This is a genomic window from Nocardioides palaemonis (genome assembly GCF_018275325.1).
Lineage (GTDB): Bacteria > Actinomycetota > Actinomycetes > Propionibacteriales > Nocardioidaceae > Nocardioides > Nocardioides palaemonis.
In genome coordinates, this window is record NZ_JAGVQR010000001.1 from 1,768,858 (window position 1) to 1,794,775 (window position 25,918).

The 25,918-nt window shown below is 73.2% G+C and carries 28 protein-coding genes; 14 read left to right on the forward strand and 14 right to left on the reverse strand.

Going from position 1 to position 25,918, the window contains the following annotated elements:
- Nucleotides 1-11: 11 nt before the first annotated feature.
- From KDN32_RS22325 to KDN32_RS08715, 3 genes are read right to left on the reverse strand one after another with little or no spacing between them, the layout of a single operon-like run.
- On the reverse strand, nt 12-377 hold the full coding sequence (locus KDN32_RS22325; protein WP_211731610.1) for a cupin domain-containing protein: 366 nt from the start codon (nt 375-377) through the stop codon (nt 12-14).
- A gap of 12 nt (nt 378-389) precedes the next feature.
- Entirely contained in the window at nt 390-3,161 is a 2,772-nt protein-coding gene (gene cphA / locus KDN32_RS08710; RefSeq protein ID WP_211731611.1) for a cyanophycin synthetase, read from the reverse strand.
- Nucleotides 3,158-4,144, reverse strand: coding sequence for a cyanophycinase (locus KDN32_RS08715; RefSeq protein WP_211731612.1), 987 nt, complete (start codon nt 4,142-4,144; stop codon nt 3,158-3,160). Before KDN32_RS08715 ends, cphA begins: the two co-directional genes overlap by 4 nt.
- Nucleotides 4,145-4,177: 33 nt before the next feature.
- Here KDN32_RS08715 and KDN32_RS08720 point away from each other — a divergent pair, with 33 nt between their 5' ends.
- Both KDN32_RS08720 and KDN32_RS08725 read left to right on the forward strand, forming a co-directional pair.
- Nucleotides 4,178-4,708 (forward strand): SixA phosphatase family protein, encoded by a 531-nt coding sequence (locus tag KDN32_RS08720; protein WP_211731613.1) that lies wholly within the window; start codon nt 4,178-4,180, stop codon nt 4,706-4,708.
- Nucleotides 4,705-5,490: a putative protein N(5)-glutamine methyltransferase gene (locus KDN32_RS08725; protein ID WP_211731614.1), complete on the forward strand. Its 786-nt coding sequence runs from the start codon at nt 4,705-4,707 to the stop codon at nt 5,488-5,490. The genes KDN32_RS08720 and KDN32_RS08725 overlap by 4 nt, the downstream gene beginning before the upstream one ends.
- On the opposite strand, the gene serB is transcribed toward KDN32_RS08725, so the two are convergent.
- Nucleotides 5,462-6,679: a phosphoserine phosphatase SerB gene (gene serB / locus KDN32_RS08730; protein ID WP_211731615.1), complete on the reverse strand. Its 1,218-nt coding sequence runs from the start codon at nt 6,677-6,679 to the stop codon at nt 5,462-5,464. The genes KDN32_RS08725 and serB overlap by 29 nt on opposite strands.
- A gap of 170 nt (nt 6,680-6,849) precedes the next feature.
- Between serB and KDN32_RS08735 the strand changes: the two genes are divergently transcribed.
- Both KDN32_RS08735 and KDN32_RS08740 read left to right on the forward strand, forming a co-directional pair.
- Complete coding sequence (locus KDN32_RS08735; RefSeq protein WP_249216388.1) at nt 6,850-7,293, forward strand: DUF805 domain-containing protein; 444 nt, start codon at nt 6,850-6,852, stop codon at nt 7,291-7,293.
- 45 nt (nt 7,294-7,338) lie between these two features.
- A complete protein-coding gene (locus tag KDN32_RS08740) occupies nt 7,339-7,695 on the forward strand; it encodes a VOC family protein (protein ID WP_211731616.1) in 357 nt (118 codons plus the stop codon).
- A 3-nt stretch (nt 7,696-7,698) separates the two neighbouring features.
- Here KDN32_RS08740 and KDN32_RS08745 read toward each other — a convergent pair whose 3' ends face one another.
- On the reverse strand, nt 7,699-8,439 hold the full coding sequence (locus KDN32_RS08745; protein ID WP_249216389.1) for an Rv1486c family protein: 741 nt from the start codon (nt 8,437-8,439) through the stop codon (nt 7,699-7,701).
- 76 nt (nt 8,440-8,515) lie between these two features.
- On the opposite strand from KDN32_RS08745, the gene KDN32_RS08750 reads away from it, so the two are divergent.
- The 4 genes from KDN32_RS08750 (at nt 8,516) to KDN32_RS08765 (ending at nt 11,787) form a co-directional block, all read left to right on the forward strand.
- Nucleotides 8,516-9,322: an ABC transporter ATP-binding protein gene (locus tag KDN32_RS08750; RefSeq protein ID WP_211731617.1), complete on the forward strand. Its 807-nt coding sequence runs from the start codon at nt 8,516-8,518 to the stop codon at nt 9,320-9,322.
- 17 nt (nt 9,323-9,339) lie between these two features.
- Nucleotides 9,340-9,801 (forward strand): NfeD family protein, encoded by a 462-nt coding sequence (locus tag KDN32_RS08755; RefSeq protein WP_211731618.1) that lies wholly within the window; start codon nt 9,340-9,342, stop codon nt 9,799-9,801.
- A 118-nt stretch (nt 9,802-9,919) separates the two neighbouring features.
- A complete protein-coding gene (locus tag KDN32_RS08760; protein WP_249216855.1) occupies nt 9,920-11,029 on the forward strand; it encodes an SPFH domain-containing protein in 1,110 nt (369 codons plus the stop codon).
- The gene (locus KDN32_RS08765; RefSeq protein ID WP_211731620.1) at nt 11,026-11,787 is read left to right on the forward strand and encodes a sulfite exporter TauE/SafE family protein; all 762 of its coding nucleotides are present in this window, start codon (nt 11,026-11,028) and stop codon (nt 11,785-11,787) included. The genes KDN32_RS08760 and KDN32_RS08765 overlap by 4 nt, the downstream gene beginning before the upstream one ends.
- On the opposite strand, the gene KDN32_RS08770 is transcribed toward KDN32_RS08765, so the two are convergent.
- Entirely contained in the window at nt 11,731-12,765 is a 1,035-nt protein-coding gene (locus KDN32_RS08770; RefSeq protein WP_211731621.1) for an alpha/beta hydrolase, read from the reverse strand. The genes KDN32_RS08765 and KDN32_RS08770 overlap by 57 nt on opposite strands.
- 87 nt (nt 12,766-12,852) lie before the next feature.
- On the opposite strand from KDN32_RS08770, the gene KDN32_RS23290 reads away from it, so the two are divergent.
- The gene (locus KDN32_RS23290) at nt 12,853-13,977 is read left to right on the forward strand and encodes a PP2C family protein-serine/threonine phosphatase (protein WP_211731622.1); all 1,125 of its coding nucleotides are present in this window, start codon (nt 12,853-12,855) and stop codon (nt 13,975-13,977) included.
- 62 nt (nt 13,978-14,039) lie between these two features.
- Nucleotides 14,040-15,020, forward strand: a complete 981-nt coding sequence (locus KDN32_RS08780) for an oxidoreductase (RefSeq protein ID WP_249216390.1) — start codon at nt 14,040-14,042, stop codon at nt 15,018-15,020.
- A 10-nt stretch (nt 15,021-15,030) separates the two neighbouring features.
- On the opposite strand, the gene KDN32_RS08785 is transcribed toward KDN32_RS08780, so the two are convergent.
- The 5 genes from KDN32_RS08785 to KDN32_RS08805 all read right to left on the reverse strand — a co-directional run bounded on the left by KDN32_RS08785 (nt 15,031) and on the right by KDN32_RS08805 (nt 19,092).
- Nucleotides 15,031-16,008 carry an ABC transporter ATP-binding protein gene (locus KDN32_RS08785; RefSeq protein ID WP_211731623.1) on the reverse strand — a complete coding sequence of 326 codons (978 nt, stop codon included), beginning with the start codon at nt 16,006-16,008 and terminating at the stop codon, nt 15,031-15,033.
- Nucleotide 16,009: 1 nt separating this feature from the next.
- Entirely contained in the window at nt 16,010-16,822 is an 813-nt protein-coding gene (locus tag KDN32_RS08790; RefSeq protein ID WP_211731624.1) for an ABC transporter permease, read from the reverse strand.
- Nucleotides 16,815-17,612, reverse strand: coding sequence for an ABC transporter permease (locus KDN32_RS08795; protein ID WP_249216391.1), 798 nt, complete (start codon nt 17,610-17,612; stop codon nt 16,815-16,817). The genes KDN32_RS08790 and KDN32_RS08795 overlap by 8 nt, the downstream gene beginning before the upstream one ends.
- Nucleotides 17,613-17,736: 124 nt before the next feature.
- Entirely contained in the window at nt 17,737-18,252 is a 516-nt protein-coding gene (locus KDN32_RS08800; RefSeq protein ID WP_211731626.1) for a CAP domain-containing protein, read from the reverse strand.
- Nucleotides 18,253-18,564: 312 nt separating this feature from the next.
- On the reverse strand, nt 18,565-19,092 hold the full coding sequence (locus KDN32_RS08805) for a YbhB/YbcL family Raf kinase inhibitor-like protein (RefSeq protein ID WP_211731627.1): 528 nt from the start codon (nt 19,090-19,092) through the stop codon (nt 18,565-18,567).
- A gap of 50 nt (nt 19,093-19,142) precedes the next feature.
- Between KDN32_RS08805 and cobA the strand changes: the two genes are divergently transcribed.
- On the forward strand, nt 19,143-20,387 hold the full coding sequence (gene cobA, locus KDN32_RS08810; protein WP_211731628.1) for a uroporphyrinogen-III C-methyltransferase: 1,245 nt from the start codon (nt 19,143-19,145) through the stop codon (nt 20,385-20,387).
- Complete coding sequence (locus tag KDN32_RS08815; protein ID WP_211731629.1) at nt 20,380-21,192, forward strand: TrmH family RNA methyltransferase; 813 nt, start codon at nt 20,380-20,382, stop codon at nt 21,190-21,192. The genes cobA and KDN32_RS08815 overlap by 8 nt, the downstream gene beginning before the upstream one ends.
- Here the strand turns inward: KDN32_RS08815 and KDN32_RS08820 are convergent.
- Genes KDN32_RS08820 through def form a run of 3 tightly spaced genes read right to left on the reverse strand, consistent with a single transcriptional unit; the run spans nt 21,155 to nt 23,215 of the window.
- Nucleotides 21,155-21,790 carry a DedA family protein gene (locus KDN32_RS08820; RefSeq protein WP_211731630.1) on the reverse strand — a complete coding sequence of 212 codons (636 nt, stop codon included), beginning with the start codon at nt 21,788-21,790 and terminating at the stop codon, nt 21,155-21,157. The genes KDN32_RS08815 and KDN32_RS08820 overlap by 38 nt on opposite strands.
- A gap of 10 nt (nt 21,791-21,800) precedes the next feature.
- On the reverse strand, nt 21,801-22,625 hold the full coding sequence (locus KDN32_RS08825; RefSeq protein ID WP_307853866.1) for a TrmH family RNA methyltransferase: 825 nt from the start codon (nt 22,623-22,625) through the stop codon (nt 21,801-21,803).
- Nucleotides 22,601-23,215 (reverse strand): peptide deformylase, encoded by a 615-nt coding sequence (def, locus tag KDN32_RS08830; protein ID WP_211731631.1) that lies wholly within the window; start codon nt 23,213-23,215, stop codon nt 22,601-22,603. Before def ends, KDN32_RS08825 begins: the two co-directional genes overlap by 25 nt.
- Nucleotides 23,216-23,303: 88 nt before the next feature.
- On the opposite strand from def, the gene KDN32_RS08835 reads away from it, so the two are divergent.
- A complete protein-coding gene (locus KDN32_RS08835) occupies nt 23,304-24,665 on the forward strand; it encodes an acyl-CoA dehydrogenase family protein (RefSeq protein WP_211731632.1) in 1,362 nt (453 codons plus the stop codon).
- Nucleotides 24,665-25,876 (forward strand): acyl-CoA dehydrogenase family protein, encoded by a 1,212-nt coding sequence (locus KDN32_RS08840; protein WP_211731633.1) that lies wholly within the window; start codon nt 24,665-24,667, stop codon nt 25,874-25,876. Before KDN32_RS08835 ends, KDN32_RS08840 begins: the two co-directional genes overlap by 1 nt.
- Nucleotides 25,877-25,918 lie beyond the last annotated feature (42 nt).

A 25,918-nucleotide genomic window follows, 5' to 3' on the forward strand; every position in this document is an offset into this window, starting at 1 on the left:
CCGCGGGACGCTCAGGTGTCGCCGGGGTCGACCTGCTCGCCCGGCGCCCCGATGTCGAGGTCTCCCTCGACGATGACCGCGGTCATCCCGCCGGGCGACCTCGTCTCGTGCTGCTCGCCCGGCTCCCAGACGGCGGCCTCGCCCGGGCCGAGCCGGTGGACGACGTCCTCGCGGCCGGCCACCTCGGCCTCCCCGGTCAGCACCACCAGCAGCTGGCGCCCGACCGCGGGGTGCCGGCCGATCGTGCCGCCGGGGGCGAGCGCGACGGCGACCAGGTGGGTGTCGGCGCCGAGCCCGAACGCTCCGACGGAGAACCCGCGGCTCCCGTGCGCCTCGATCGGGCGGTGGGGCAGCCCCGCGAGGTCGAGGACCCGCACCTCAGGCCGCCCTCACGACTCGGCGGGCGGCGTGTAGTCGGGGTCGGCGGACGGGGCGTCGGGGTTGGCGCCGGAGCCGGCCTGGGCGACGTCGGACCAGTTCTCCAGCTCGCTCATCACCTCGGCGTGCTTGTCGACGCACACCACCACCAGGTCGCCCCGGTTGGCGCGGCTCATCGCGTGGCGGACCGCCTCGATCTCCTCGAGCACCAGCTCGGCCTGCTTGCAGCGCGCGCCCTCCTCCATCGCCTCGTGGACGCCCTGGAGGACCAGCTCGGCGGTCGCGCCGCGCTCGCGCCCGCGCAGCGCGACGTCCTCGCGCACGATGCAGACGTCGAAGTGCTGGGCGGCCACCCGGCCGAGGTCGACCATGTCCTGGTCGCGCCGGTCGCCGGCGGTCGCGATGATGCCGATCCGCGAGGGCCGGGCGAGGTCGTGCGACGACTCGAGCGACTCGCCGACCCGGTCGACGAAGTCGCCGAGCATCTTCATGCCGGGCGCGTTGTGGCAGTAGTCGACGATGACGTTGACGCCGTTGACCTCGACCTCGTTGAGCCGGCCGGGGGAGAGGTAGTAGTTCGTCGAGAACGTGCGCAGCCCCTGGCGGATGTCGTGCAGCGGGGCGCCGGCGGCGAAGGCCGCGGCGGCGGCCGCGAGCGCGTTCTGCACGTTCATCCGGGCCCGGCCGTTGAAGGTGGCCGGGAGCAGGTGGGTCCACGCGAGCTGCATCTCGCGGCGGCCGTGCTGGACGACCATCATCTCGCCGCGGTCGCTCGGGTTGAGCACGATCGCCTTGCCACCGCGGCGGCAGTGGGCGTCGATCATCTCGCGCACCTCGCTGCCCGGCTCCTCCATCGAGAACCACACGACCTGGCCCGAGCAGCGGCGCCGCATCTCGCGCACCAGCGGGTCGTCGGCGTTGAGGACCGCGTGGCCGTCGCGGGGCACGGCCTCGACGATGACCGCCTTGACGTCGGCGAGCTGCTCGACGGTGTCGATGCCGCGCATGCCGAGGTGGTCGGGCTGCACGTTGAGGACGACGGCGACGTCGTTGCGCTCGTAGCCCAGGCCCTCGCGCAGGATGCCGCCGCGGGCGACCTCGAAGACGGCGAAGTCGACGCGGGGGTTCTGCAGGACCATGCGGGCCGACCGGGGACCGGAGGCGTCCGCGCGGATCACCAGGCGCTCGTCGATCACCACGCCGTCGGTCGAGGTCATGCCGACCTTGCGGCCCATGCCCTTGAAGACGTGGCTGATCATCCGGCTGGTGGTCGTCTTGCCGTTGGTGCCGGTGACGGCCACGATCGGGATGCGCGACGTCGCACCCGGCGGGAAGAGCATGTCGACGACCGGCTTGGCGATGAACTGCGGCTCGCCGATGGTCGGGTGGGTGTGCATCCGGAAGCCGGGGGCCGCGTTGACCTCGCAGATCGCACCGCCGGTCTCGCGCACCGGCTGGGTGATGTCGGGGCAGATGAAGTCGATGCCGGCGATGTCGAGGCCGACCATCCGGGCGGCCTCCTCGGCGATCTCGACGTTCTCCGGGTGGGCCTCGAAGGTGCGGTCGATCGAGATGCCGCCGGTCGACATGTTGCCGGTGAGCGCGAGCTTGACCATCTCGCCCTCGGCCGGCACGGACTCGAGGGTGTGCCCCTGGTCGGCGAGCACCTCGATCGCCGCGTCGTCGACCTTGATCCGGGTCAGCACCTTCTCGTGCCCGACGCCGCGGCGCGGGTCGGCGTTGGTGAGGTCGACGAGCTCCTCGACCGTCGACGTGCCGTCGCCCGTGACCGACGCCGGCACCCGCTCGGCGATCGCGACCATGCGGCCGTCGATGATCAGGCAGCGGTAGTCCTTGCCGGTGACGAAGGACTCCACGATGACGTTGCCGCGGCGCGACTGCCCGTGCGCGACCGGGAACGCGGCGCGTACGTCGTCCTCGTCCTGCAGGTCGAGGCACACCCCGCGGCCGTGGTTGCCGTCGAGCGGCTTGAGCACGACCGGGTAGCCGATCCGGCGGGCCGCGGCCACCGCGCCGTCCTCGCTGCGCACCGACTCCTGCTTGGGGACCGGGAGGCCGGCGGCGCCGAGCAGCTTGGTGGTGAGGTCCTTGTCGGAGGCGATGTCGACCGCGATCGAGGAGGTCTCCGACGTCATGGTGGCGCGGATCCGCTTGGCGTGGACGCCCTGCCCGAGCTGGACGAGGGAGTACTGGTTGAGCCGGATCCACGGGATGTCGCGCGACACCGCCTCGTCGACGATCGCCTGCGTCGAGGGGCCGAACGCCGTGCGCTCGGCGCGACGGATGAAGTCGTCGCGCTCGGCCTCCCAGTCGAAGTCGGGGTCGCCCTCGACGAGGTGGTTGACCAGCCGCACCGCGAGCCGGCCGGCGCTCAGGCCGACGTTCTCGTCGATGTAGCCGTAGATGATGTTGTAGCGGCCCGTCTGGCCCTTGACCTGGCGCGTCTTGCCGCGACGGATGTCGTGGCCGACGAGCTGCTGCAGGGCCAGCGCGACGTGCTCGGCGACGTGCCCGAGCCAGGTGCCCTCGTTGAGCCGCTCGAGGAAGCCGCCGCGCCGACCGCGCGAGCACGAGTGCTCGCGCAGCCCCGGCAGCATCGCCACGAGGTCCTCGGAGAAGCCGGGCAGCGTGTTGGTGGGGAACTGCTCGAGCGAGCCCAGGTCGACGACGAGGTGGATCGACTTGTCGTAGGACCAGACGTTGGGGCCGCGGTAGACGCGGGTCTCGACGATCTCGAGGTCGGGCGTGGGGCGCTCGGTCATGCCTGGTCTCCCTGGGGGGTGGCGGTGTCGTCGGACGGGTGGGGCTGGGCGCGTCGCAGCTTGAGGCGACGACGGATCGCCGCGGGTGTCGCGTCGGCGGCGGCGATGTCGCGGGCGAGCTGGCGCAGGTCGCGGCTGGCCTCGGCCAGCTCGAGGGCGTCCTCGGCGGCGACCTCGGTCTCCTGCGGGACGAGGGTCCGGGTGGTGAGGTCGAACACCGACCCCTCGGGCAGGACGTGGAACACCACGCCGCTGGCCAGGATCGGCGACGAGCGAGGCGCCTCGTGGGCGTTGGAGACCATCCGGGCGCCGTCGAAGACGGTGACCGCGCCCTTGCCGATCACCCGCATGACCGAGTCGCCGTCGACGTCCTCGACGAGGCCGCAGGTGTCCTCGTCGACACCGATGCCGAGCAGCTGCGGGCTCTGGGCCACGATCATCAGCAGCCGGCCGTAGCGGTTGCGCTGGTCGAAGTGCTGGTCGATGACGGTCGTCGGGACCAGGCCGAGGCCCGCGGCCACCTGGGTCATCCGCTGCTTCGGCGTCGACCCGCCGACGCCGAAGGCGACCATGTGCGACGACTGGATGCTGGCACCGGCCGACGTCCCGGCCACGACGGCCCCGCGCTCGTGGGCGCGCAGGATCGCCTCGCCCACCGGCGTGCCGCCGATGACCGACGAGAGCTTGAGCTGGTTGCCCCCGGTCATGAACACCCCGGTCGCCTCGTCGAGCGCCTTGACGAGGGCGGGGTCGTGGGCCTGCTCGCGCGTCTCGGGACGCACCGCGTCGACCCGGGCCGCGCCGAACTTGGAGAAGAGCGCGTCGTAGACGTCGACGACCTCGCGTCCCAGCGACGACGCGGTCGGGATCACGGCGATCCGCGCGTCCCTCCCGCCGCTGAGGGAGACGAAGTGCTTGAGGATCGTCGGCTTGCGCACCTTGTCCTCGGCGCCACCGATGATCATGAGTGGTCCCTTGGGCATGACAGGCAGGCTAGCGGCTGGGAGGGTGAGCGGATGCAGGAGTCAACGAGCGGCGGACGCCGCCGCCTGGTGCTCGTCCGCCACGCGAAGGCCGAGCCCACCGCCCCGACGGACCACGAGCGCGACCTCAGCACCCGCGGACGCGCGGACGCGGAGGAGGCCGGACGCTGGCTGGCGGGTGCGGGCCTCGTGCCCGACGCCGCACTGGTGTCCGACGCACGACGCGCCCACGAGACGTGGCTCCACCTGGCGCTCGGCGGGTCGTGGGACGTGGAGCCGGAGCTGTCGCCGGCCCTCTACGCCGCGGGACCGGACTCCGCGCTCGACCTGCTCCGCGAGACGTCGCCCGAGGTCGGCTCCCTCGTCGTGGTCGGCCACAACCCGACCATGGCCTACCTCGCCGAGCTCCTCGACGACGGGGACGGTGACGGCGAGGCCACGACGTCGATGCTGGTGCGCGGCTTCCCGCCCGCGGCCCTGGCCGTCTTCGAGGTCGACGGGACGTGGGGCGACCTCGCGCCCGGGACCGCGCGGCTGACGTCCTTCCACGTCGGCGAGGCGTGACCGGCCCCGACGACGTCGCGGCCCGGCTCCGCGCCGCCGGCTGCGTGTGGGCGGAGGACGAGGCCACGCTGCTGCGCGAGGCGTCCGGCTCGGACGCCGAGCTCGACGCCCTCGTCGCCCGCCGTGTCAGCGGGGAGCCGCTCGAGCTCGTCCTCGGGTGGGTCGCGTTCCTCGGCCTCCGCCTGCGCGTCGCGCCCGGCACGTTCGTCCCGCGTCGGCGCACCGAGCTCCTCGCCCGGACGGCCCGGCGGGAGGCCGGGCGCCGGGCCGGCGACCCGGTGGTCGTCGAGATGTGCTGCGGCGTCGGCCCGGTCGCTGCCGCCCTCGAGGGGCTGCCGGGCACCGTCCACGCGGCTGACCTCGACGACGTGGCGCTGGCCTGCGCACGGGTCAACGCGCCGTCGGCACGCATCCACCGGGGCGACCTCTACGACGCGCTGCCCGACGACCTCGCAGGACGCGTCGACGTGCTGGTGGCCAACGCGCCGTACGTCCCCACCCGGCGGATCGCGTCGATGCCGCCCGAGGCCCGTGAGCACGAGCCGCTGGTCGCGCTGGACGGTGGCGCCGACGGCGTGGACGTGCACCGGCGGCTGGCTGCCGGGGCACCCGCCTGGCTGGCGCCCGGCGGCGTGGTGCTGGTCGAGACCAGTCCCGCCCAGCTCCCGCTGACCCTCGCCGCGCTGGCGGACGCCGGCCTCGACGTCAGCTCGGTCCGCGACGACGACGTCGGCGGCTGCGTCGCCGTCGGGGTCAGTCGGTCAGCGGCGGGGCCGGCGTGACGATGCCGACCTCGGCGTCTGCCTCCTCGATCTCCTCGCGGGAGATCCCGAGGAGGTAGAGGACGCTGTCGAGGTAGGGCGTGTTCACCGAGGTGTGTGCGGCGTCGCGCACGACCGGCTTGGCGTTGTAGGCGATGCCGAGACCGGCGGTGTTGAGCATGTCGAGGTCGTTGGCGCCGTCGCCGATGGCGATGACCGCGTCGAGCGGCACGCCGACCTCGGCAGCGAACTCCCGCAGCGCGGCGGCCTTCCCCGCCCGGTCGACCACGTCGCCCACGATCCGGCCCGTGAGCCGGCCGTCGACGATCTCGAGGTCGTTGGCGCGCGAGAAGTGGATGCCGAGGTCGGCGGCGAGCCGGTCGGTGATCTGGCTGAAGCCGCCCGACACGATCGCGAAGCGGTAGCCCAGGCGCCGCAGCGTGCGGACCATGGTGCGCGCGCCCGGCGCGAGGACCACGGACTCGTAGACCTCGTCGAGCGCCGACGCCGGCACGCCCTCGAGCAGGGCGACCCGCTGGCGCAGCGACTCCTCGAAGTCGAGGTCGCCGCGCATCGCGGCCTCGGTGACCCGGGCGACCTCGGCCTCCTGCCCGGCGTGGGCGGCGATCATCTCGATCACCTCGCCCTGGATCAGGGTGGAGTCGACGTCCATCACGATCAGGCGCACCCCGCGGCGGTGCAGGCTCTCGCGCTGCACCGCGAGGTCGATGCCCTGGCGGACCGCCTCGGTGGCCAGCAGCGGGCGCAAGCGGTCTGCCGGGGCGCCCGACACGTGCAGCTCGATCGCGGTGACGGGGTAGCGCGCCATCCGCTCGATGCGGTCGATGTTGGCACCGGAGTCGGCGATCCGCCCGGCGACGGCCGCGACGGCGGAGGCCTTGAGCGGGCTGCCGATGAGCGTGATGTGGGAGCGGTCGCCGCGCCTGCTGCGGTTGTCGCCGGCGCCGCGGTCCACCTCGACGCTCATGCCGAGCTCGGTGCCGGTGCGCTCGATCACGTCGCGCAGCTTCTTCCAGTCCCGCGGCGCGGTGACCAGGATGCCGAGCAGCAGCCGTCGGCGCAGCACGACCTGCTCGATGTCGACGACCTCGACCCCGGCGCCGGCGAGGGCGTCGAAGATGGCCGAGGTGACGCCCGGCCGGTCCTTGCCGATGAGGGTGACCAGGAGGGTCTTCGGCTCGTCTTCCATGGTGGGGGAAGGCTAGCCCCGCGGTGCGGCTGCCCGGGGCCGGGTCCGCACCTCGGGCGCGACCAGGCGCGGTCGGGGGCTGTGGGTGCTGGCCTCGCCGCACCGGATCCCCTAGGTTGCTCCGCGGTGGGGGCCCCGCTCGTGGGGTCACCCGGACTCAGGGGGTTTCGATGGACTTCATGACAGCGGTCAAGACGTGCTTCTCCAAGTACGTCGACTTCAACGGCCGAGCGCGCCGGTCCGAGTTCTGGTGGTGGGCGCTGTTCACCTTCCTGGTCGGCATCGTGGCCGGCATCCTGGACCGCGCTCTCGGCACCACGTACGGGGTGAACGACTCCAACGGGCTGATCGGGACGCTCTCGTCGCTCGCGCTCCTCCTGCCCGGCCTCGCGGTCGCCGCCCGACGACTGCACGACACCGGACGCAGCGCGTGGTGGCTGCTGCTGATCATCGTGGTGTTCTTCGGCTGGATCGTGCTCTTCGTCTTCTACGTCCTCGACAGCCAGCCCGGCGACAACCGGTTCGGCCCGAACCCCAAGACGGGTCCTGCGGGCTACGACGGTGGCTACCCGCCGCCCCCGCCGGCCTACGGCAGCGGCCAGTACGGCGCCTGACCCGCTCGAGGGTGAGTGTCGGTGGGCGGGCGTAGCGTCCGCCGCATGACGTCCGTCCACCACACCATCGACTACGTGGAGATCAACGTCTCCGACCTCGCCGCCTCCCGCGCGTTCTACGAGCAGGCCTTCGGCTGGCTCTTCAACGACTACGGCCCGACCTACGCCGGCATCCGCGCGGCGTCGGGCGACGGCGAGGTCGGCGGCCTCAACGCCGCCGGCACCCCGGGTCCCGGCGGCCCGCTGGTCATGCTGTTCTCCGACGACCTCGACGCCACGCGTGCGGGCATCGAGGCAGCCGGCGGGACGATCACGACGCCGCCCCACGAGTTCCCCGGCGGTCGTCGCCTCGAGTTCGCCGACCCCAGCGGCAACGTGCTCGGCGTCTGGGCGTCGTCCTAGGGATCAGCCCTCCGGCCACACCTCGGGCGAGCAGGCCGCGACGATCGCGCGCCGCGCCGCCCGACCCAGCGGCGTGAGCAGGTCGCGGCGTCGCTCCACCTCGTGCGCCGAGAGCGCGCCGCCGTCGTCGACGAGGGCCAGGTCGACGATCGACCACGCCTGCAGCCCGCGCCCGGCGAGCTCCACGCACCGCGGAGGAGTGCCGAGCGGCGCGTCGAGCTCGGGACGGTGGTGCAGGTCCATGAGGGCGTCGGCCGCCTCGGGCCGCCACCGCGCCACGTCGAGGTCGGCCAGGTCGCGCGCCGCGACGAGCAGCGCCTCGCGCAGCGCCCGGTCCGCCTCCCCGACGTCGGGGAGCTGGCGCCGGGCGGCCGCGTGCGGGGTCCACTGCACGGTCTCGCCGACCTCGGTCGGGACCAGGCCCAGCTCGCCGGCGACGACGGCCTGGCCAGCCTCGAGCGCCGCCTCGTTGAAGGCGCGCGGACCGCCCAGCCCGAGCGGGTCGCCGTCGACCGGCAGGGCCAGCCCCGCGCCCGTCGCGCCCGCTCCGCGGCAGCGCACCAGCAGGTCGAGCGCGGAGCCGCCCTCGAGGAGGTGCGTGTCGGCCGCCAGCACGTCGAGGACGTGGTCGGTCTGCTCGTGCCCGCGCAGCCACGCGGTCAGCCACCACGCCAGCGTCGCCGAGTGCGGCAGGGCGTACGGCAGGGAGCGTGGCGAGGACGGGGGAGGGGCGTGCGGGGACATCGTCGGCGAGGCTACTCGCCGCGCCCCGCGCGTCGTGCCGTCCGCAGCGGCACGCGCGCTGGATAGGGTGAGTGACATGGTCGCCGTCATCGAGTTCGCCGGGGTCACGGTGCGCCGTGGCACGACGTTGCTGCTCGACGACGTGAGCTGGCAGGTCGAGGAGGACGAGCGCTGGGTGGTGCTCGGCCCCAACGGTGCCGGCAAGACCACGCTGCTCCAGGTCGCGGCCGCCCAGCTCCACCCGACGGCCGGGGTCGCCGGCATCCTCGACGAGGTGCTCGGCACCACCGACGTGTTCGACCTCCGCCCGCGCATCGGCCTCACCAGCGCCTCGCTCGCCGACCGCATCCCGCGCCACGAGCTGGTCAAGGACGTCGTGGTGTCCGCCTCCTACGGCGTCGTGGGGCGCTGGCGCGAGGAGTACGCCGACCTCGACCACGACCGTGCCGCGGCGCTCCTCGGGGAGGTCGGTGCGGCCCACCTCGCCGAGCGCACGTTCGGGACCCTCAGCGAGGGCGAGCGCAAGCGCGTGCAGATCGCGCGCGCCCTGATGACCGACCCGGAGCTGCTCCTGCTGGACGAGCCCGCCGCCGGGCTCGACCTCGGCGGGCGCGAGGACCTGGTCGCGACGCTCTCCGAGCTCGCGCTCGACCCCGACTCGCCGGCCACCGTGCTCGTCTCCCACCACGTCGAGGAGATCCCGCCGGGCTTCACCCACGCCCTGCTGCTGCGCGAGGGCCGCGTCGTCGACGCCGGGCCCGTCGAGGAGGTCGTGACGGCCGAGACGCTGTCGGAGACCTTCGCCATGCCGCTCGTGCTGACGCGTGCCGACGAGCGGTTCGCAGCGCGGCGACGAGTCGGCGCGCCCGCGGGCGACCGGTAGATCGATAGGGTCGGGACATGGACTGGATCCGCGACCACCTCTGGGAGACCTGGCTGGCGCTGTCGATCGCGCTCGGGGTCGCCGAGATGTTCAGCCTGGACCTGATCCTCGCGATGCTCGCGGCGGGCGCCGCGATCGGCATGGTGGCCGCGCTCGTCGGGCTGCCGTTCGAGATCACGGTCATCGCCGCGATCGCCTCGTCGGTCGCGATGCTGGCGCTCGTGCGCCCGTCGTTCGTCAAGCGCCTGCACAGCGGACCCGAGCTCGCGCTCGGCCACGGCAAGCTCGTCGGGACCCGGGGGATGGTCACCGAGGAGATCACCGGGCTGTCCCCGGGCCGGATCAAGGCCGGAGGCGAGATCTGGACGGCTCTTCCCTACGACGAGAACCTGCGGATCGCGCCCGGCGAGACGGTCGAGATCCTCCAGATCAAGGGCGCCACCGCCTACGTCCACCCGGTCGCGACGCTCGAGCCCTGAGCGCCGGCCGACCGCAGCACCCACGCCAGACCATCCACCACGCAACACCCGAGATCGGGGGAGACCGGTGACACCACTGCTCATCCTGTTCCTGCTCGTGCTCGTGTTCGTCGTCGTCATGCTCGCCAAGACGGTCCGGATCGTGCCCCAGGCACGGGCCGCCATCGTCGAGCGCTTCGGCAAGTACAAGGGCACGCTGCCGGCAGGCCTCAACATCGTCGTGCCGTTCATCGACAAGGTGCGCTACCTCATCGACCTGCGCGAGCAGGTCGTGAGCTTCCCGCCCCAGCCGGTGATCACCGAGGACAACCTGGTGGTGTCGATCGACACCGTCATCTACTTCCAGGTGACCGACCCGGTGGCGGCGACCTACGAGATCGCCAACTACATCCAGGCCGTCGAGCAGCTCACCATGACCACGCTGCGCAACATCGTCGGCGGCATGGACCTCGAGCAGACGCTGACCTCCCGCGAGGAGATCAACAACGGCCTGCGCGGCGTGCTCGACGAGGCCACCGGCAAGTGGGGCATCCGCGTCAACCGCGTCGAGATCAAGGGCATCGACCCGCCGCCGTCGATCAAGGACGCGATGGAGAAGCAGATGCGCGCCGACCGCGACAAGCGCGCGCTGATCCTCAGCGCGGAGGGCCAGCGGCAGTCCGCGATCCTCACCGCCGAGGGCAACAAGCAGTCGCAGATCCTCAACGCCGAGGGTGACCGCGAGTCGCAGATCCTGCGCGCCCAGGCCGACCGCGAGGCCGCGATCCTGCGGGCGCAGGGCGAGGGCCAGGCCATCCAGACGGTCTTCCAGGCCATCCACGACGGCCAGCCCGACCAGTCCCTGCTGGCCTACCAGTACCTCCAGATGATGCCGAAGATCGCCGAGGGCAGCGCCAACAAGGTCTGGGTCATCCCCTCCGAGATCACCAAGGCGATGGAGGGGCTCGGCTCCTCGATCCACGAGATCGCCGGGATCCCGAAGGACGCCAGCCCGCGCACCCGCGTCGACATGGGACCGTCCGAGCCCCAGCTGCCGCGCTCGTCGGAGGACCCCGAGGTGCGGGCCACCAGCCAGGCCGTGCAGCAGGCGATCGCGGAGGCGGAGATCGCCGCCAACCCGGGCAAGTCCGCCCGTTCGATGGACACCGGCAACGGTGACCCGCTGGGCAGCGACCCGCTGGGCTCGTCCGAGCCGCCGGCCGAGCCGGGAGGTCCCGCCGGCCAGTGAGCCTCGTCGAAGCCCTGCTGGTCGTCCTCGCCGGAGTGGCGGCCGGCACCATCAACACCGTGGTGGGGTCGGGAACGCTGATCACGTTCCCGACCCTCCTCGCGTTCGGCGTCCCGCCCGTGACCGCCAACGTCAGCAACACCGTCGGGCTCGTGCCCGGCAGCGTGTCGGGCGTCGTGGGCTACCGCCGCGAGCTGGCCGGGCAGCGCTCGCGCGTGCTGCGCCTCGGCTCGGCGTCGCTGCTCGGCGGCGTGGTCGGGGCGCTGCTGCTGCTCTGGCTGCCGTCGTCGGCGTTCGACGCGATCGTGCCCGTCCTCATCGCGCTCGGCGTGGTGCTGGTGCTGCTCGGTCCGCGCATCCAGCGCTCGGTGGCCGCCCGTGCCGAGCGTCGCGGCGGCATCCCGGACCACGGCGTGTGGTGGGTGTGGCCGGCGGTCGCCCTCACCGGCGTCTACGGCGGCTACTTCGGCGCCGCGCAGGGCGTGCTGCTGATGGCCGTCCTCGGCATCGGGGTGGTCGACTCCATGCAGCGCCACACGGCCACCAAGAACGTCCTCGCGCTGCTGGTCAACGCCGTCGCGGCGGTGATCTTCATCCTGGTCGCCGACGTCGACTGGGTCGTGGCCGGGCTCATCGCCGCGGGGTCGATCGTCGGTGGACAGCTCGGCGCCACCGTCGGCCGCCGGCTCCCACCGGTGCTGCTACGCGCGGTGATCGCCGTCGTCGGCGTGACCGCGCTCGTCGTCCTGCTCGCCTGAGGCCGGAGGGCCCACCCACGCGTCCAGCCACGTGCCGAGGACGCCGTAGACGCGCCGACGCACGTCGGGTCGCGAGAGCACCATGTCGTGCACTGCTCCCTCGACCGCGACCGACGTGACGTGCCGACCGATCGAGGAAGCCCAGCGGCGGATCTGCTCGACGTCGAGGACGATGTCGGTGGAGCGCACCGCCTCGTCGGTCGGCTCGGTGAAGGTCGAGCGGGCCGACGACATCACCAGCACCGGGCCGGGCACGTCGAGGCCGGCGTGGAGGCGGGCGTGGCCGCGCCGCACGGCGCGCAGCCACCCGACGTAGACCGGACGGGACTCCAGCGGCTTCCAGTCGAGGTCGTAGTCCCACTCGCCGCCGTGGTCGCGGTGCAGCGACCGTCCGTAGACCTCGCTGACCCGGCGCGGGATCTCCTGCATCGGGCGTCGCGCGCCGAGCCGCTCCAGCGCGATGGTCGCCGCGGGGCTCCGCAGCCAGGCCGAGCCCTGCATGTCGAGCCACGGCGAGTTGAGCACCGTCCCGGCGAGCTCGGAGGGCCGCCGTTCGTGGGCCCACAGCGGGACGGTCAGCCCGCCGGTGGAGTGCGCCGAGACGAGCACCTCGCGGTGGCCGTCGCGCTGGGTGATGCGCCACCAGGCGAGGTCGATCTCGGCGAAGTACTCGCTGAGGTCGGCGACGAAGTGCGGGGTCTGGTGCTCGCGCAGCGACCGGCCGTACTTGCGCAGGTCGACCGCGTAGAACGTCCACCCGCGGTCGGTCCACCACCGGGCGTACTCGTCGTGGAAGAAGTAGTCGGCGAAGCCGTGGACGTGCAGCACCGCGCGGCCGTTGGGTCGCCCGGGCCGGCGGGTCACGAGGGTGGCGACGACCGCGCCCTCGTCGTCCGGGGGCAACGAGATGGTCTCCACCCGGTAGTCGGGGCCGAGCACGTCCGCATCGACGTCGGCCGGCGGCGGAACCAGCGTCATGCGCCGAGGATATCGACCCGGTCACGGTGCCCTCGAGATTTCGGCATTAGACCGCGACCTCGACGGCCGCGCCACTACCCTTGCGCAGTGTCGAACGCCCTGAGCACCATGCCGCGCGCGTTCTCGGCGTACGTCCGCTCGCACGTCGAGCGCTGGCGCACCGGGTCGCGTGGCAGCCAGGCGTTCCTGCTGCTGGTGCTCACCGCGCTGGTGGCGCTGGCGGTCATCCTGGCCGATGTCGCGGCGCTCGTCCTGCCGGTGGCCCTGTGGTTCCTGTTCCTCATGGTCGGGCTGATGCTGCTCCGCTTCGTGCCGCTGGTGCTGCTGACGGTCGTGCTGTCCGCCGCCGCGATCGGCACGTCGGTCGACACCGACTTCAAGACCGGCAGCCGCTTCCTCGCGCTCGCGGTGTTCGCGGTCGGCGTGGTGCTCGCGGTCTACCAGTCCAGCCGCCAGCGCTCGGGCCTGCCGATGGCGCTGAGCGAGGCGGTGCTCACCCAGCTGCGTGACCGCCTGCAGCGGCAGGGTGTCGTCCCGCAGCTGCCTGCCGGGTGGCGCTCGCAGTCGGAGACGATCACGGCCAACGGTCCGAGCTATGCCGGCGACTTCCTCGTCGCCGACCTGCGCGAGGGACGCTGGCTGGAGATGGCGCTCGTCGACGTCTGTGGCAAGGGGACGACCGTGGGTCCGCAGGCGCTCCAGTTCGCCGGGGCGCTGGGTGGGCTGATCGGCGCACTGCCGCCGCACGAGCTGATGGCCGCGGCCAACGGCTTCCTGCTGCGCCAGGAGTCGGACGAGTCGCTGGCCACGGCCGTGCACGTCAAGGTCGACCTGGTCACGGGCGACTACACGATCACCAGCGCCGGCCACCCGCCGGCGCTCCACTGGCACCTCGACCACCGCGGCTGGTCGGTCGACAACGCGCGGGGCATGGCGCTCGGCGTGATCCCCGAGGCGGACTTCACCCCCAGCCGGGGCCGGCTCAAGCCGGGCGAGGCGCTGATGTTCTACACCGACGGCGTCATCGAGTCGGCCGACAAGGACCTCGACGGCGGCATCGACTGGCTGCGCGACGTCGCGCTCCAGGCGGTCGATGCGCGCGGGTTCGCGGGGCTGCCCCGCCGGGTGCTGAAGAAGGTGCCGCGCGGGGACGACGACCGCGCCCTGCTCCTGCTCGAGCGGCAGCCGCTCACGTCGCCCGAGCGCGCCTGACGGTCTGGTCCGGCCACCACGGCCGTTGACCTCGAGCGCGCGCGAGGTCCTAGTCTCGGCAGATGGTCACGACCCAGGAGATGCTCCGACGCCAGCAGCCGCTCGAGACCGTTTTCGGCTACCGCACCACCGCGGCGGAGGTGGTCGCCGGGCACGACCTCGCCGGCAGGCGGGCCGTCGTCACCGGTGGCTACGCGGGCCTGGGCATCGAGACCGTACGCGCGCTGGCCGGCGCCGGCGTGTCCGTCCTGGTCCCGGCGCGACGGCCCGACGCGGCGACCGAGGCGCTGGCCGACCTCGAGGGCGTCGAGGTCCGCGCGATGGACCTCGGCGACCTCGACTCGGTCGCCGCCCTCACGGCCTCGGTCCGCGAGGACGGGCGTCCGATCGACCTGGTGATCGACGTCGCCGGCGTGATGGCCACCCCGCACCAGCAGACCCCGCAGGGCTGGGAGCTGCAGCTCGGCACCAACCACCTCGGCCACTTCGCGCTGGTCGGCGGCATCGCCGGGCTCCTCACCGACGGCGCGCGGGTCGTGTCGTACTCCTCGACCGGCCACTACCGCTCGCCCGTGCTGTTCGACGACCTGCGGTTCGAGACCACGCCCTACGACCCGTGGGTCGCCTACGGCCAGTCCAAGACGGCGAACGCGCTCTTCGCGGTCGCCCTCGACGCGCGCGGCGCCTCCCGCGGCATCCACGCCTACTCGGTGCACCCGGGCGGGATCATGACCGACCTGCAGCGGCACATGCCGCGCGAGGACCTCCTCGCGCGCGGGTGGATCGACGAGGACGGCAACCCCAACCCGCGCTTCAAGACGCCGGCGGAGGGAGCCTCGACCGGGCTGTGGGCGGCGACGGCGCCCGAGCTGGAGTCGCGCGGCGGCGTCTACTGCGAGGACTGCGCCGTGAAGGGCGTCGTGCCGCCCGACCACGCCGACCTCACGACGGGCGGCGTCAAGGAGTGGGCCATCGACGTGGCCGCTGCCGAGCGGCTCTGGGAGCTGTCCGTGGGCGCGACCGGCGTCGACCCGCTGGGCTGACCGCGCCGCGTCAGGGCCGGGCGCCGCGCGAGTAGAGCTCGCGGATGACGTCCTCGATGTCGGGCTCCTGGATCGACAGGTCCGCCACGTCGTAGCCCGCCGCCACCGCGGCGACGACGGGTGCGGCGCTGGCGTCGGCGGGGAAGGACAGCCACTGCCGCGGACCCTCCACCTTCCGCACGCTCGCGCCCGGGACCTCGATCGGCGCCGCTTCGTCGACGAGGTCGACGACCAGCGTGCGGCTCGACCCGCCCTCCGCGTGCAGGCCGGACAGGGAGCCGTCGTAGACGCTGGTGCCGTGGTCGATCACGATCACCCGGTCGCACAGGGCCTCGATGTCCTGGAGGTCGTGCGTGGTCAGCAGGAGGGTGGTGCCGCGCTCGGCGTTGAGCGCGCGCAGGAACTCGCGCAGCCGGCCCTTGCTGACGACGTCGAGGCCGATGGTGGGCTCGTCGAGGTAGAGCACCTCCGGGTCGTGCAGGAGCGCGGCGGTGATGTCGCCGCGCATCCGCTGGCCGAGGCTGAGCTGGCGGACCGGGGTGTCGAGCTGGTCGCCGAGGTCGAGCAGGTCGACGAAGCGGTCGAGGTTGGCGCGGTAGCGGGCCGGCTCGATGCGGTACATCTTGCGCAGCAGGTCGAAGGAGTCGCGCAGCGGCAGGTCCCACCACAGCGTGGTGCGCTGGCCGAACACGACGCCGATCCGGCGGGCGAGCTCCACGCGGTCGCGGCTGGGGTCGAGGCCGGCCACCCGCACGGTGCCGCCGGTCGGGACGAGGATCCCGGTCAGCATCTTGATCGTGGTGGACTTCCCGGCGCCGTTCGGCCCGATGTAGCCGACCATCTCGCCGGCGGTGACGGCGAAGGTCAGGTCGTGGACGGCGCGCACGCTGTCGCGCGTGCGGCGGCGCCGGCCCTCGACGCGGCGGCGTACGTCGAAGGTGCGCTCGAGGTCGCGCACGTCGACCAGCGGTCCGGACGTCTGGTGCATGTCAGCTCCCGGTGGAGGTGTAGTGGCGCACGCCGGTGCGCCAGACGAGGAGGGCCGCCGCCAGCGTCAGCAGGCCGGCCACGGGGGAGGCGAGCTGGAACGCGTCGGGCATGCCGAACGGGTCGCCACGCCCGAGGAGGTACAGACAGGGGTACCAGTTCACGAACGCGACCGGGATGACGAAGGTGAGGCCGACCATCACCTCGCGCGGGAAGATGCTCAGCGGGTACTGGGTGACGGTCGCGCCGCCGTAGGTGAAGGCGTTGGCGAACTCGGTGGCGTCGGTCGTCCAGAACTGGATGCAGGAGAAGCCGACGAAGAGGCCGAAGAACACCAGCGCCCCGCTCACCAGCATCGAGACGGCCACCAGCACCCGCGCCGGGGTCCAGTCGACGTGGGTGCACGCCCAGCCGAACACGACGGACGCCTGGGTCAGCCGCCCGAGGCGGCGGAGGGTGAACTGGTCGGCGCACACCTGCACGAGCAGGGGGACCGGCTTGGTCATCATCTGGTCGAGGCGCCCGGTGCGGATGTAGGCGCCGATCCGCTCGACGCTGCCGATCGCGGTGTCGGCGACGCCGAGCGCCAGCGACGCGCTGCCGTAGAGCAGGGCCACCTCCTGCAGCGAGAAGCCGGCGAGGTCGCGCAGGTGCGCGAACATGATCCAGAGCCCGACGAAGTCGAGGCCGGTGATCAGGCCGTTGCCGAGCGCGAGCAGCAGGAACGACGTGGGGTACTGCCAGGCGGCCCGGACCCAGAGCCACGCGATCTGGCCGTACGTGCGCAGGTGCCGCGCGGCTGCGGCGTCAGCCACCCTGGACCACCACCTTCCGGGTGGCGAGGGACAGCACCGTGTGGCAGGCCGCGAGCAGGACGACCGCCCACAGCACCTGGAAGCCGAGCGCCGCGACGAGGTCGGTGCCGGTGTGCTTGCCGAGCCAGACGTCCGCGGGCACCTGCACGTAGGACGCCCACGGCAGGGCGGTGGCGAGGGTGCCGAGCCAGCCGGGGAACAGCACCAGCGGCAGCATCATGCCGCTGAAGAAGATCGCGAACGCCCCGCTCATCACCTTGACCCCCGACTGGTCGAGCAGCCAGAACGCGGTGCTCGCGACGAGGAACCTGATCGCGAAGCTCACCACCACCGCCAGCACCAGGGACAGGCCGAAGGCGAGCGCCGCCACGGGGGAGGCGGGGAGCGCGATGTCGAAGACGACGAGGCCGATGACCGTGGGGCCGAACCCGCGGGTCAGGAGGTGGTACGCCGCGCGGCCGAGGTCGGCGGCGAGGTACCAGCCGACCAGTCCGACCGGACGGTAGAGGTCGATCGCGACGTCGCCGGTGCGGACCCGCTCGGCGAGGTCGTCGGTGCTGCCGCCGCCCCACAGCGCGATGGTCATCAGCAGCGCCTGGCCGAGCCAGACGTAGGTCACCGCGTCCTGCTGGTCGTAGCCCCCGGCGGTCGGGTTCGCCCGCCAGAGCGCGATGTAGGCGTAGGAGTAGATGACCCCGAACACCGAGTTGGTGAAGATCCCCGCGAGGGTGGCGGCGCGATAGGTGGAGTAGCGGCGGAAGGCGCGTGCGGCGATCGCGACGTGCAGCATCCGCATCCCCTCGTACGACCTCGACCCGGTGGTGCCCCCGACGGGGCCCGGGATCGTCTCACACCCGACGGGGGTCGCGCACGGGAGTTCTCCGGTGAGGGCCGAGCGGGGTCGTGCCGGTCGGTCAGCGGTGGCGGACCAGGTTGACCACGCCGATGGTGCGGCCCTGGCCGTCACGGGTGATCGCGACGCCGGCGCGGTCGGCGCGCCGGCTCAGCAGGATCTCGCGGTGCCCGGGGGAGTCGAGCCACAGCTCGATCATCTGGGCCGGGGTGAGTCCGGTGCCGCGTACCAGCGTCTCTCCGGCCCAGGTGCCGTGGCAGCGATCGACCACGTCGCCCTGGTCGCGGTGCGCGAACACACCGGTGCGGGCGATGCGCCGCCCCCACTTCTCCGCCATCTTGTCGGTGCAGGAGTCGAACACCCGGACCTCGCGCAGGCCGTTGGCCGCCCGCGCCTGGTTGATCTCGACCATCAGCAGGTCCTCGAGCTGCGCCGACGACAGCGTGCTGACGTCGCGGGTGCTGTCGGTCGACGTCGGGACCGGCCAGGTGCCGGCGTGGGCCGTCGCGGCGGGGCCGAGCAGCGCGGTCGCGGCGAGGCAGAGCGAGACGACGAGGGAGCTGGTCCGGTGGCGCATGGGTTCCTCCAGGAGATCCGCCGTCGAGGGGGGTGTGGGCAGATCTTGACGGAATCTTGGGCTATTCCGTCTTGATAGTAGAACGCATGTATGGGTCCGGCTAGAAATTGGCGAAACCAGCGACGACACGCCCACGTTTCGTCAACTCTTCGCCCGGAGTCGACGCACAGTCGACCGCAGTGATGAAACCGCCTTGACGGTTTCTTCGTGGTCCAAACGACGAAAAGAGGCCCTGCGGTCTGGACCGGGGTCCGGGCCGCAGGGCCTCGAGGTCGTCCGCCCTTGGCGGCGATGCCGCAGGGCGCGGGTGGGTCAGTGCTGGTAGGTGCCGTGGAGGATCGCGCGGCCGAGGGTCTTGAAGGCGAGGTTGAACGACACCACGGCGGGGGAGGCGTCGGCGTCCACGCCGAGCGACTCCTCGCCCACGGCGTGCACGACGAAGAAGTAGCGGTGCGGCTGGTCCCCCTCGGGCGGCGCGGCGCCCATGAAGCCGGCCTCGCCGCCGTCGTTGCGCACGTGGAAGGCGCTGCCCGGCAGGTCGGCGGACGCGGCCCCCGTGTCGAGCGACGTCACGTCGGCCGGGAGGTCGACCAGCACCCAGTGCCAGAAGCCGCTCGGGGTCGGGGCGTCGGGGTCGAAGCAGGTGACCACGAAGGACTTCGTGCCCTCGGGGGCGCCCGACCAGCTCAGCTGGGGCGAGGTGTTGCCGGCGGAGGCCACCTGGTCGTCGGACAGGGGGGCGCCGTCGGTCACGTCGGTGCTCGTGACGGTGAACGACGCCGTGGCGGGGAGGTAGTCGTACGGGTTCGGGGAGACCGGTCGCTCGATGCCTGTGCTCATCCCTCGAACCTAGCCACCCCGGCCACGCGGGGGCCAGAGACACTGGACCCATGACCGACGAGCACGCCGACGCCGGACCCGCCCGCCCCTACCTGGCCGGGCTGGTGCTGGCGGGGCGCAAGGTCGTCGTCGTCGGCGGCGGGCACGTGGCGCAGCGGCGGGTCCCCTCCTTCCTCGCCACCGGAGCCCGCGTCACGCTGGTGAGCCCCGAGGTGACGCCCGCCCTCGAGGGACTGGCCGGCGAGCTCAACCTCGAGCTGCGCGAGTTCGTCGAGAGCGACCTCGACGGTGCGTGGTACGTCGTCGCGGCGACCGACGACCCCGACGTGAACGCCCGGGTGGTCGCGGCCGCGGAGGCCCGCCACACCTTCTGCGTCCGCGCCGACGACGCCCGCAGCGGCAGCGCCTGGACCCCGGCAGTCGGCCACCACGGCAGCGTGACCGTCGGTGTGCTCGGCAACCGGGAGCCGCGGAAGTCCGCCGCGCTGCGCGACGAGATCGTCACCGCGCTGCGCGACGGCGACCTGAGCGCCACCGACGCCCACGACCGCACGCCGGGGGTGGTCCTCGTGGGTGGCGGTCCGGGGGAGCCGGAGCTCGCCACCGTCGCGGCCCGCCACGCCCTCGCGTCGGCCGACGTCGTCGTCGCCGACCGGCTCGCGCCGCGCGAGCTCCTCGACGGGCTCGGCCCCCACGTCGAGCTCGTCGACGTCGCCAAGCTGCCGCGCGGCCGCTCGGCCACCCAGGAGCGGATCAACGAGGTCATCGTGGACCGGGCGCGGGCCGGCAAGCGCGTCGTCCGCTTCAAGGGCGGCGACTCCTTCGTCTTCGGCCGCGGCTACGAGGAGGTCCTGGCCTGCCTCGAGGCCGACGTGCCGGTGACGGTGGTCCCGGGCCTCACGTCCGCGATCGCCGTCCCGGCCCGGGTCGGCATCCCGGTCACCCACCGCGGCGTGGCCCACGAGTTCACGGTCGTCTCGGGGCACCTTCCGCCCGGCCACCCGGAGTCCCTCGTCGCGTGGGACGCCGTGGCGCGGATGCGCGGCACGGTGGTCCTGCTGATGGCGGTCGACAACGCCGCCGCCATCGCGGACGTCCTCGTCGCGGGTGGCCGGCCGGCCACGACGCCGGTCGCGGTGGTCGTCGACGGCACCATGCCCACCGAGCGCACGGTGCTCACCACGCTCGGCGACCTCGCCGACGACCTGGTCGCGCACGAGGTGGTGCCGCCGGCGATCATCGTGGTCGGCGACGTGGTCGCGGTGGCCCGTCCGGCACACTACGGGCGTGGCTGACCCGCTCCGCACCATCGAGATCGACGACCCGGACGACCCCCGCCTCGCCGACTACCGCGACCTGCGCGACGTGGAGCTGCGCAAGTCGCTCGAGGCCGAGCACGGGCTGTTCCTCGCCGAGGGCGAGAAGGTCGTCCGCCGGGCGGTCGAGGCCGGCCACCGGCCCCGCTCGTTCCTGATGGCCCCGCGCTGGCTCGACGGGCTCGGCGACGTGATCGGCGACGGGGACGCCCCCTGCTACGTGCTGTCCGAGCAGCTGATCGAGCAGGTCACCGGCTTCCACGTGCACCGGGGGGCGCTCGCGTCGCTGGAGCGCCGGGTGCTGCCGTCCGTCGACGAGGTGCTGGAGGGTGCCCGCTCGGTGCTGGTCCTCGAGGACCTCGTGGACCACACCAACGTGGGCGCGATCTTCCGCTCCGGCGCGGCCCTCGGCTTCGACGCGGTGCTGCTGGCGCCGCGGTGCGCCGACCCGCTCTACCGCCGGGCGGTGAAGGTCGGCATGGGGGCGGTGTTCACGACCCCGTGGACGCGACTGACCGACTGGTACGACGCGCTGCCGGACCTCTCGCGTCGCGGCTTCACCACCGTCGCGCTGACGCTGTCGACCGACTCGGTGCCGATCGAGGAGGCGTTGGCGGGCGTCGACCGGCTGGCGCTCGTGCTCGGCTCCGAGGGCCACGGCCTGTCCGGCCGCTGGGAGGCGTCGGCCGACCGCCGCGCGATCATCCCCATGCGCGCCGGCATCGACTCGCTCAACGTCGCCGCCGCTACTGCGGTGGCGTGCTACGCCGCCGCCCGCCGCTGACCTTGTGCCGCAGCCGCCGCGCGGCGACCACGACCAGCACGACCGCGACCAGGACGTAGACCACGTTGCTGGCCGGCCCGACGTAGCCCTCCACCACGTGCCACTGCGCGCCGAGCTCGTAGCCGGCCAGGATCAGCGCCGCGTTCCAGAGCAGGCTGCCGAGGGTGGTGTAGAGGCAGAACGTGGGCAGCGGCATCCGGTCGACCCCCGCCGGGATCGACACCAGGCTGCGCACCCCCGGGACCAGCCGGCCCAGGAACACCGCGGACCGGCCGTGCGCCCCGAACCACGCCACCGCACGGCGTACGTCGTCGGCGTGCACCAGCGGGATCCGGTCGGCGAGCCGGCAGATCCGCTCCAGCCCCCACGCGGCGCCGAGCCAGTAGAGCACCAGGGCCCCCACGAGCGAGCCGGCCGTCGCCCAGGCGATCGCCGCGACCAGGCCGTAGTGGCCCTGGCTGGCCGTGTAGCCCGCGAGCGGGAGCACCAGCTCGCTGGGCACCGGCGGGAACACGGTCTCCAGGGCGGTCGCCAGGCCGACGCCGGGCGAGCCGATCGTGCGCATGACCAGGACGACCCAGTCGAGGACGGCTTCCATCTCCCGCCCGTCAGCCGCGCTGCCGCAGCGCTTCGTGGAGGACCAGCGAGCCCGCCACGGCGGCGTTGAGCGACGACGCGGACCCGACCATCGCGATGCTCGCGACGTCGTCGCAGACCGCCCGCCACGCCGAGGACAGCCCGTGGGTCTCGTTGCCCACCACGACCACGACCCGGCCGGCCAGGTCGACCGAGCCGAGGTCTGTGCCCTCCTCGTCGGTGCCGACGATGCGGTAGCCGTGGGCGTGGGCGTGCTCCACGACCGGGCCGGGGCCCGGGACGCGCAGCACCGTCAGCGCGAAGAGCGATCCGGTGCTGGCCCGCACGGACTGGGGGTCGTAGGGGTCGGCGGCGTGCCCGGTGACGACCAGCGCCGAGGCGCCGAACGCGTCGGCCGACCGGGCCAGGGTCCCGATGTTGCCGGGGCTGGTCGGGCGGTCGAAGACGACGACCGGCCCGTGCGGGCGCGCCGAGTCGCCGAGGCGGGCGACCCCGTCGTCGGGCATCTCGACGACCGCGACCAGCTCGGCGCCGTCCTTGCCGCTGAGCCGGGCGTGGAGCTGCGGTGCGAGCACGACGCGCTCGGCGTCGGTCGAGGCCCACATCTCCTCGGCCCATGCGGACGTCGAGTCGTCGGCACGCAGCAGCTGGCGCACGGTCCAGCCCTCGGCCACCGCCCGGGTGACGGGCCGGACGCCCTGGACGAGGAACTCCCGGTTGCGGTGCCGCTTCGACCGGTTGGTCAGCAGCGCCTCCCACTGCTGGAAGCGCGCGTTCTCACGGGTGATGCGCAGGTCGTTCATGCCCGCGGTCAGCCGGTCTGCTCGGCGGGCCACGACAGCGGGTAGTCCTCGGCCGCGGCGTCGTGCTTCTTCGTCAGTCGCTTGCGTGACTTCGCCGACAGCCGGTCACCGAAGACCGTGCCGAGGGTGTGGTCGGTCTCGTGCTGGAGGCACCGGGCGAGCAGCCCGGTGCCCTCGAAGGAGACCGGCTCGCCGTCGAGGCCGGTGCCGTCGACCCGCGCCCAGTCCGGTCGCGGGCAGGGCTCGAAGGAGCCGGGGAAGGACAGGCAGCCCTCGTCGTCGTCGTCGAGGCGGCGCTCGCGTCCCTCGGGCAGAGTCAGGACCGGGTTGCACACCAGCCCGACCGTGCGCACCCCCTCGTCGTCGGGGCAGTCGAAGACGAACATCGCGACGTCCTCGCCGACCTGGCAGGCGGCGAGGCCGACGCCGTCCGCGGCGTACATCGTGGCGACCATGTCGGCGGCCAGGGCGGCCAGCGCGTCGTCGTAGGTCGTCACCTGCTGCTGCGCGGCGTGCATCACGGGCGTGCCCCAGCGGGTGATCGGACGGACGGTGCCGCCGGTGGGCAGGGGGCCGTGGGGAGCCCGGGCGTCGTCGGCGGGGGCGGTCGGCTCGTCGGGCATGCGGACGATCGTAGCGAGCGGGGGTGGGGTGACCCGCACCACGTACGCCCCTCTGGTGGAGTCTGTAACTCAGAGTTACATTGACACCATGTCCCTCCTCAGCAGTCTCCGGCCCGGCGGTCGCCACGGGCTGTCCTCCCGGGAGAGCCGCGACCCCATCGGCTACGCCGTCGCAGCGGTCAACCGGCTCGCGCAGAGCGACCTGATCGACCGCGTCGGTCTCCGCCGGCAGGCCGAGCGGGCCGTCTACGTCACCACGCGCGACGGTTTCCGCGTCGCGACGGCGGCCGGGCGGACCTTCGCCCGCGCCGGCGGACGCTCGCCCGGCGCACGTCCTGCGGCCGCCGCGTCGCGCGGTGTCTTCGACCTCACCCCGACCGAGGACGAGCAGATGCTCGTCGACGTGGTCACCGAGCTGGCCGACGAGGTGCTGCGCCCTGCCGCCGCGGCGGCCGACGACGCCTGCGCGGCTCCGCCGGAGGTGCTCGCCGCCACCCGGGAGGTCGGCCTCCCGGTCCTCGGGGTGCCCGAGTCGCTCGGCGGCATCATGGAGGAGCGGTCCGCGATGGCGGGCACGCTGGTCGCCGAGGCGCTCGCGCGCGGCGACATGGGCCTCGCGGTCGCCTCGCTCGCACCCGGTGCCGTGGCGACCGCGCTCGGCCTCTGGGGCACCGACGCCCAGCAGCAGACCTACCTGCCGGCGTTCGCCGGCGACGACGTCCCGGCCGCCGCGCTCTGCCTGGCGGAGCCGCGGGTGCTGTTCGACGCGTCCGCGCCCGCCACCACCGCGACCCGCGACGGCGACGGGTTCGTGCTGGACGGGGTGAAGTCCGGCGTCGTGCGCGGCGCGGAGGCCGAGCTGTTCGTGGTCTCCGCCGCCCTCGACGGCACACCGGCCCTGTTCCTCGTCGAGTCCGGCGCGGCGGGGCTCGAGGTCGAGGCGGACCCGTCGATGGGCCTGCGCGCGGCGAGCCTGTCGCGCCTGCACCTCGACGGCGTACGCGTTCCGGGTGACGCGCTGCTCGGCGACACCGACGGGCGCGCCCACACCGAGTGCGTGCGGCTGTCGCGGCTCGCGTGGTGCGCGCTGGCCGTCGGCACCGCCCAGGCGGTGCTCGACTACGTGAAGGACTACGTCAACGAGCGCGAGGCGTTCGGCGAACCCATCAGCCACCGCCAGTCGGTCGCCTTCATGGTCGCCGACATCGCCATCGAGCTCCAGGCCATGCGGCTGCTGACCTGGAAGGCGGCGAGCCGCGCCGCCCGCGGCGACGACGTCGCCCGCGCCGTGGGGCTCGCCCGCCAGCTGTGCGCCGAGAAGGGGATGCGGATCGGCCTCGACGGGGTCCAGCTCCTCGGCGGCCACGGCTTCGTGAAGGAACACCCGGTCGAACGGTGGTACCGCGACCTGCGGGCCATCGGAGTCATGGAAGGTGCGGTGCTCGTCTGATGATCAACCTGGAGACCCCGAGGAAGCACGCCACGCTCATCGACCAGGCCCACCAGCTGGCGATGAACATGCTGCGGCCGATCTCGCGCCGCTACGACCGCGCCGAGCACACCTACCCCAAGGAGCTCGACATGCTGGCCGCGCTGATCGACGGCGTGTCCGAGTCGGGCGCCAGCAGCGGCGCCGGAGCGGGCGGCGTACGACGCGAGGACGGGCCCGACGACGGTCGGGTGCGCAACGGCACCAACCTCGCCTCCGTGCTGTCGATCGCCGAGATGTGCTGGGGCGACACCGCGCTGCTGCTGTCGATGCCGCGCCAGGGGCTCGGCAACTCCGCGATCGCCTCCGTGGCGACCGAGGAGCAGCTCGAGCGCTACCGGGGCACGTGGGCCGCGATGGCCATCACCGAGCCCGGGACCGGCTCCGACTCGGCCAGCATCACCACCACCGCGGTGAAGGACGGGGACGACTACGTCATCAACGGCGAGAAGATCTACGTCACCTCGGGCGACCGCGCGGACAGCGTCGTGGTGTGGGCGACCCTCGACAAGGAGCTCGGGCGGGCCGCGATCAAGTCGTTCCTGGTCCGCAAGGACAACCCGGGGCTGAAGGTCGAGCGGCTCGAGCACAAGCTCGGCATCCGCGCCTCCGACACGGCCGCGATCACCTTCACCGACTGCCGGGTGCCGGCCGAGGATCTTCTCGGCTCGCCGGAGATCGACGTGAAGTCCGGCTTCGCGGGGGCGATGGCGACCTTCGACAACACCCGGCCGCTCGTGGCCGGCATGGCGGTCGGCTGCGCCCGCGCGTCGCTCGACCTCACCCGCGACCTGCTCGAGCAGGCCGGCGTCACGGTCGACCACGACCGACCCGCGCACCTGCAGAGCGCGGCCGCCGCGACCTTCCTGCGCCTCGAGGCCGACTGGGAGGGTGCGCAGCTGCTGATGATGCAGGCGGCGTGGATGGCCGACAACCGCAGGCCCAACTCGCTGGAGGCGTCGATGGCCAAGGCGAAGGCCGGCCGCGTCGGGTCCGACGTCACGCTCTCCTGCGTCGAGCTGTGCGGCACCCTCGGCTACAGCGAGTCCGAGCTGCTGGAGAAGTGGGCGCGCGACTCCAAGATCCTCGACATCTTCGAGGGGACGCAGCAGATCCAGCAGCTGATCGTCGCGCGCCGGTTGCTCGGGCTGACGAGCAGCCAGCTGCGCTGACGCACGACGACGCCCCTCCCGGAGGACCGGGAGGGGCGTCAG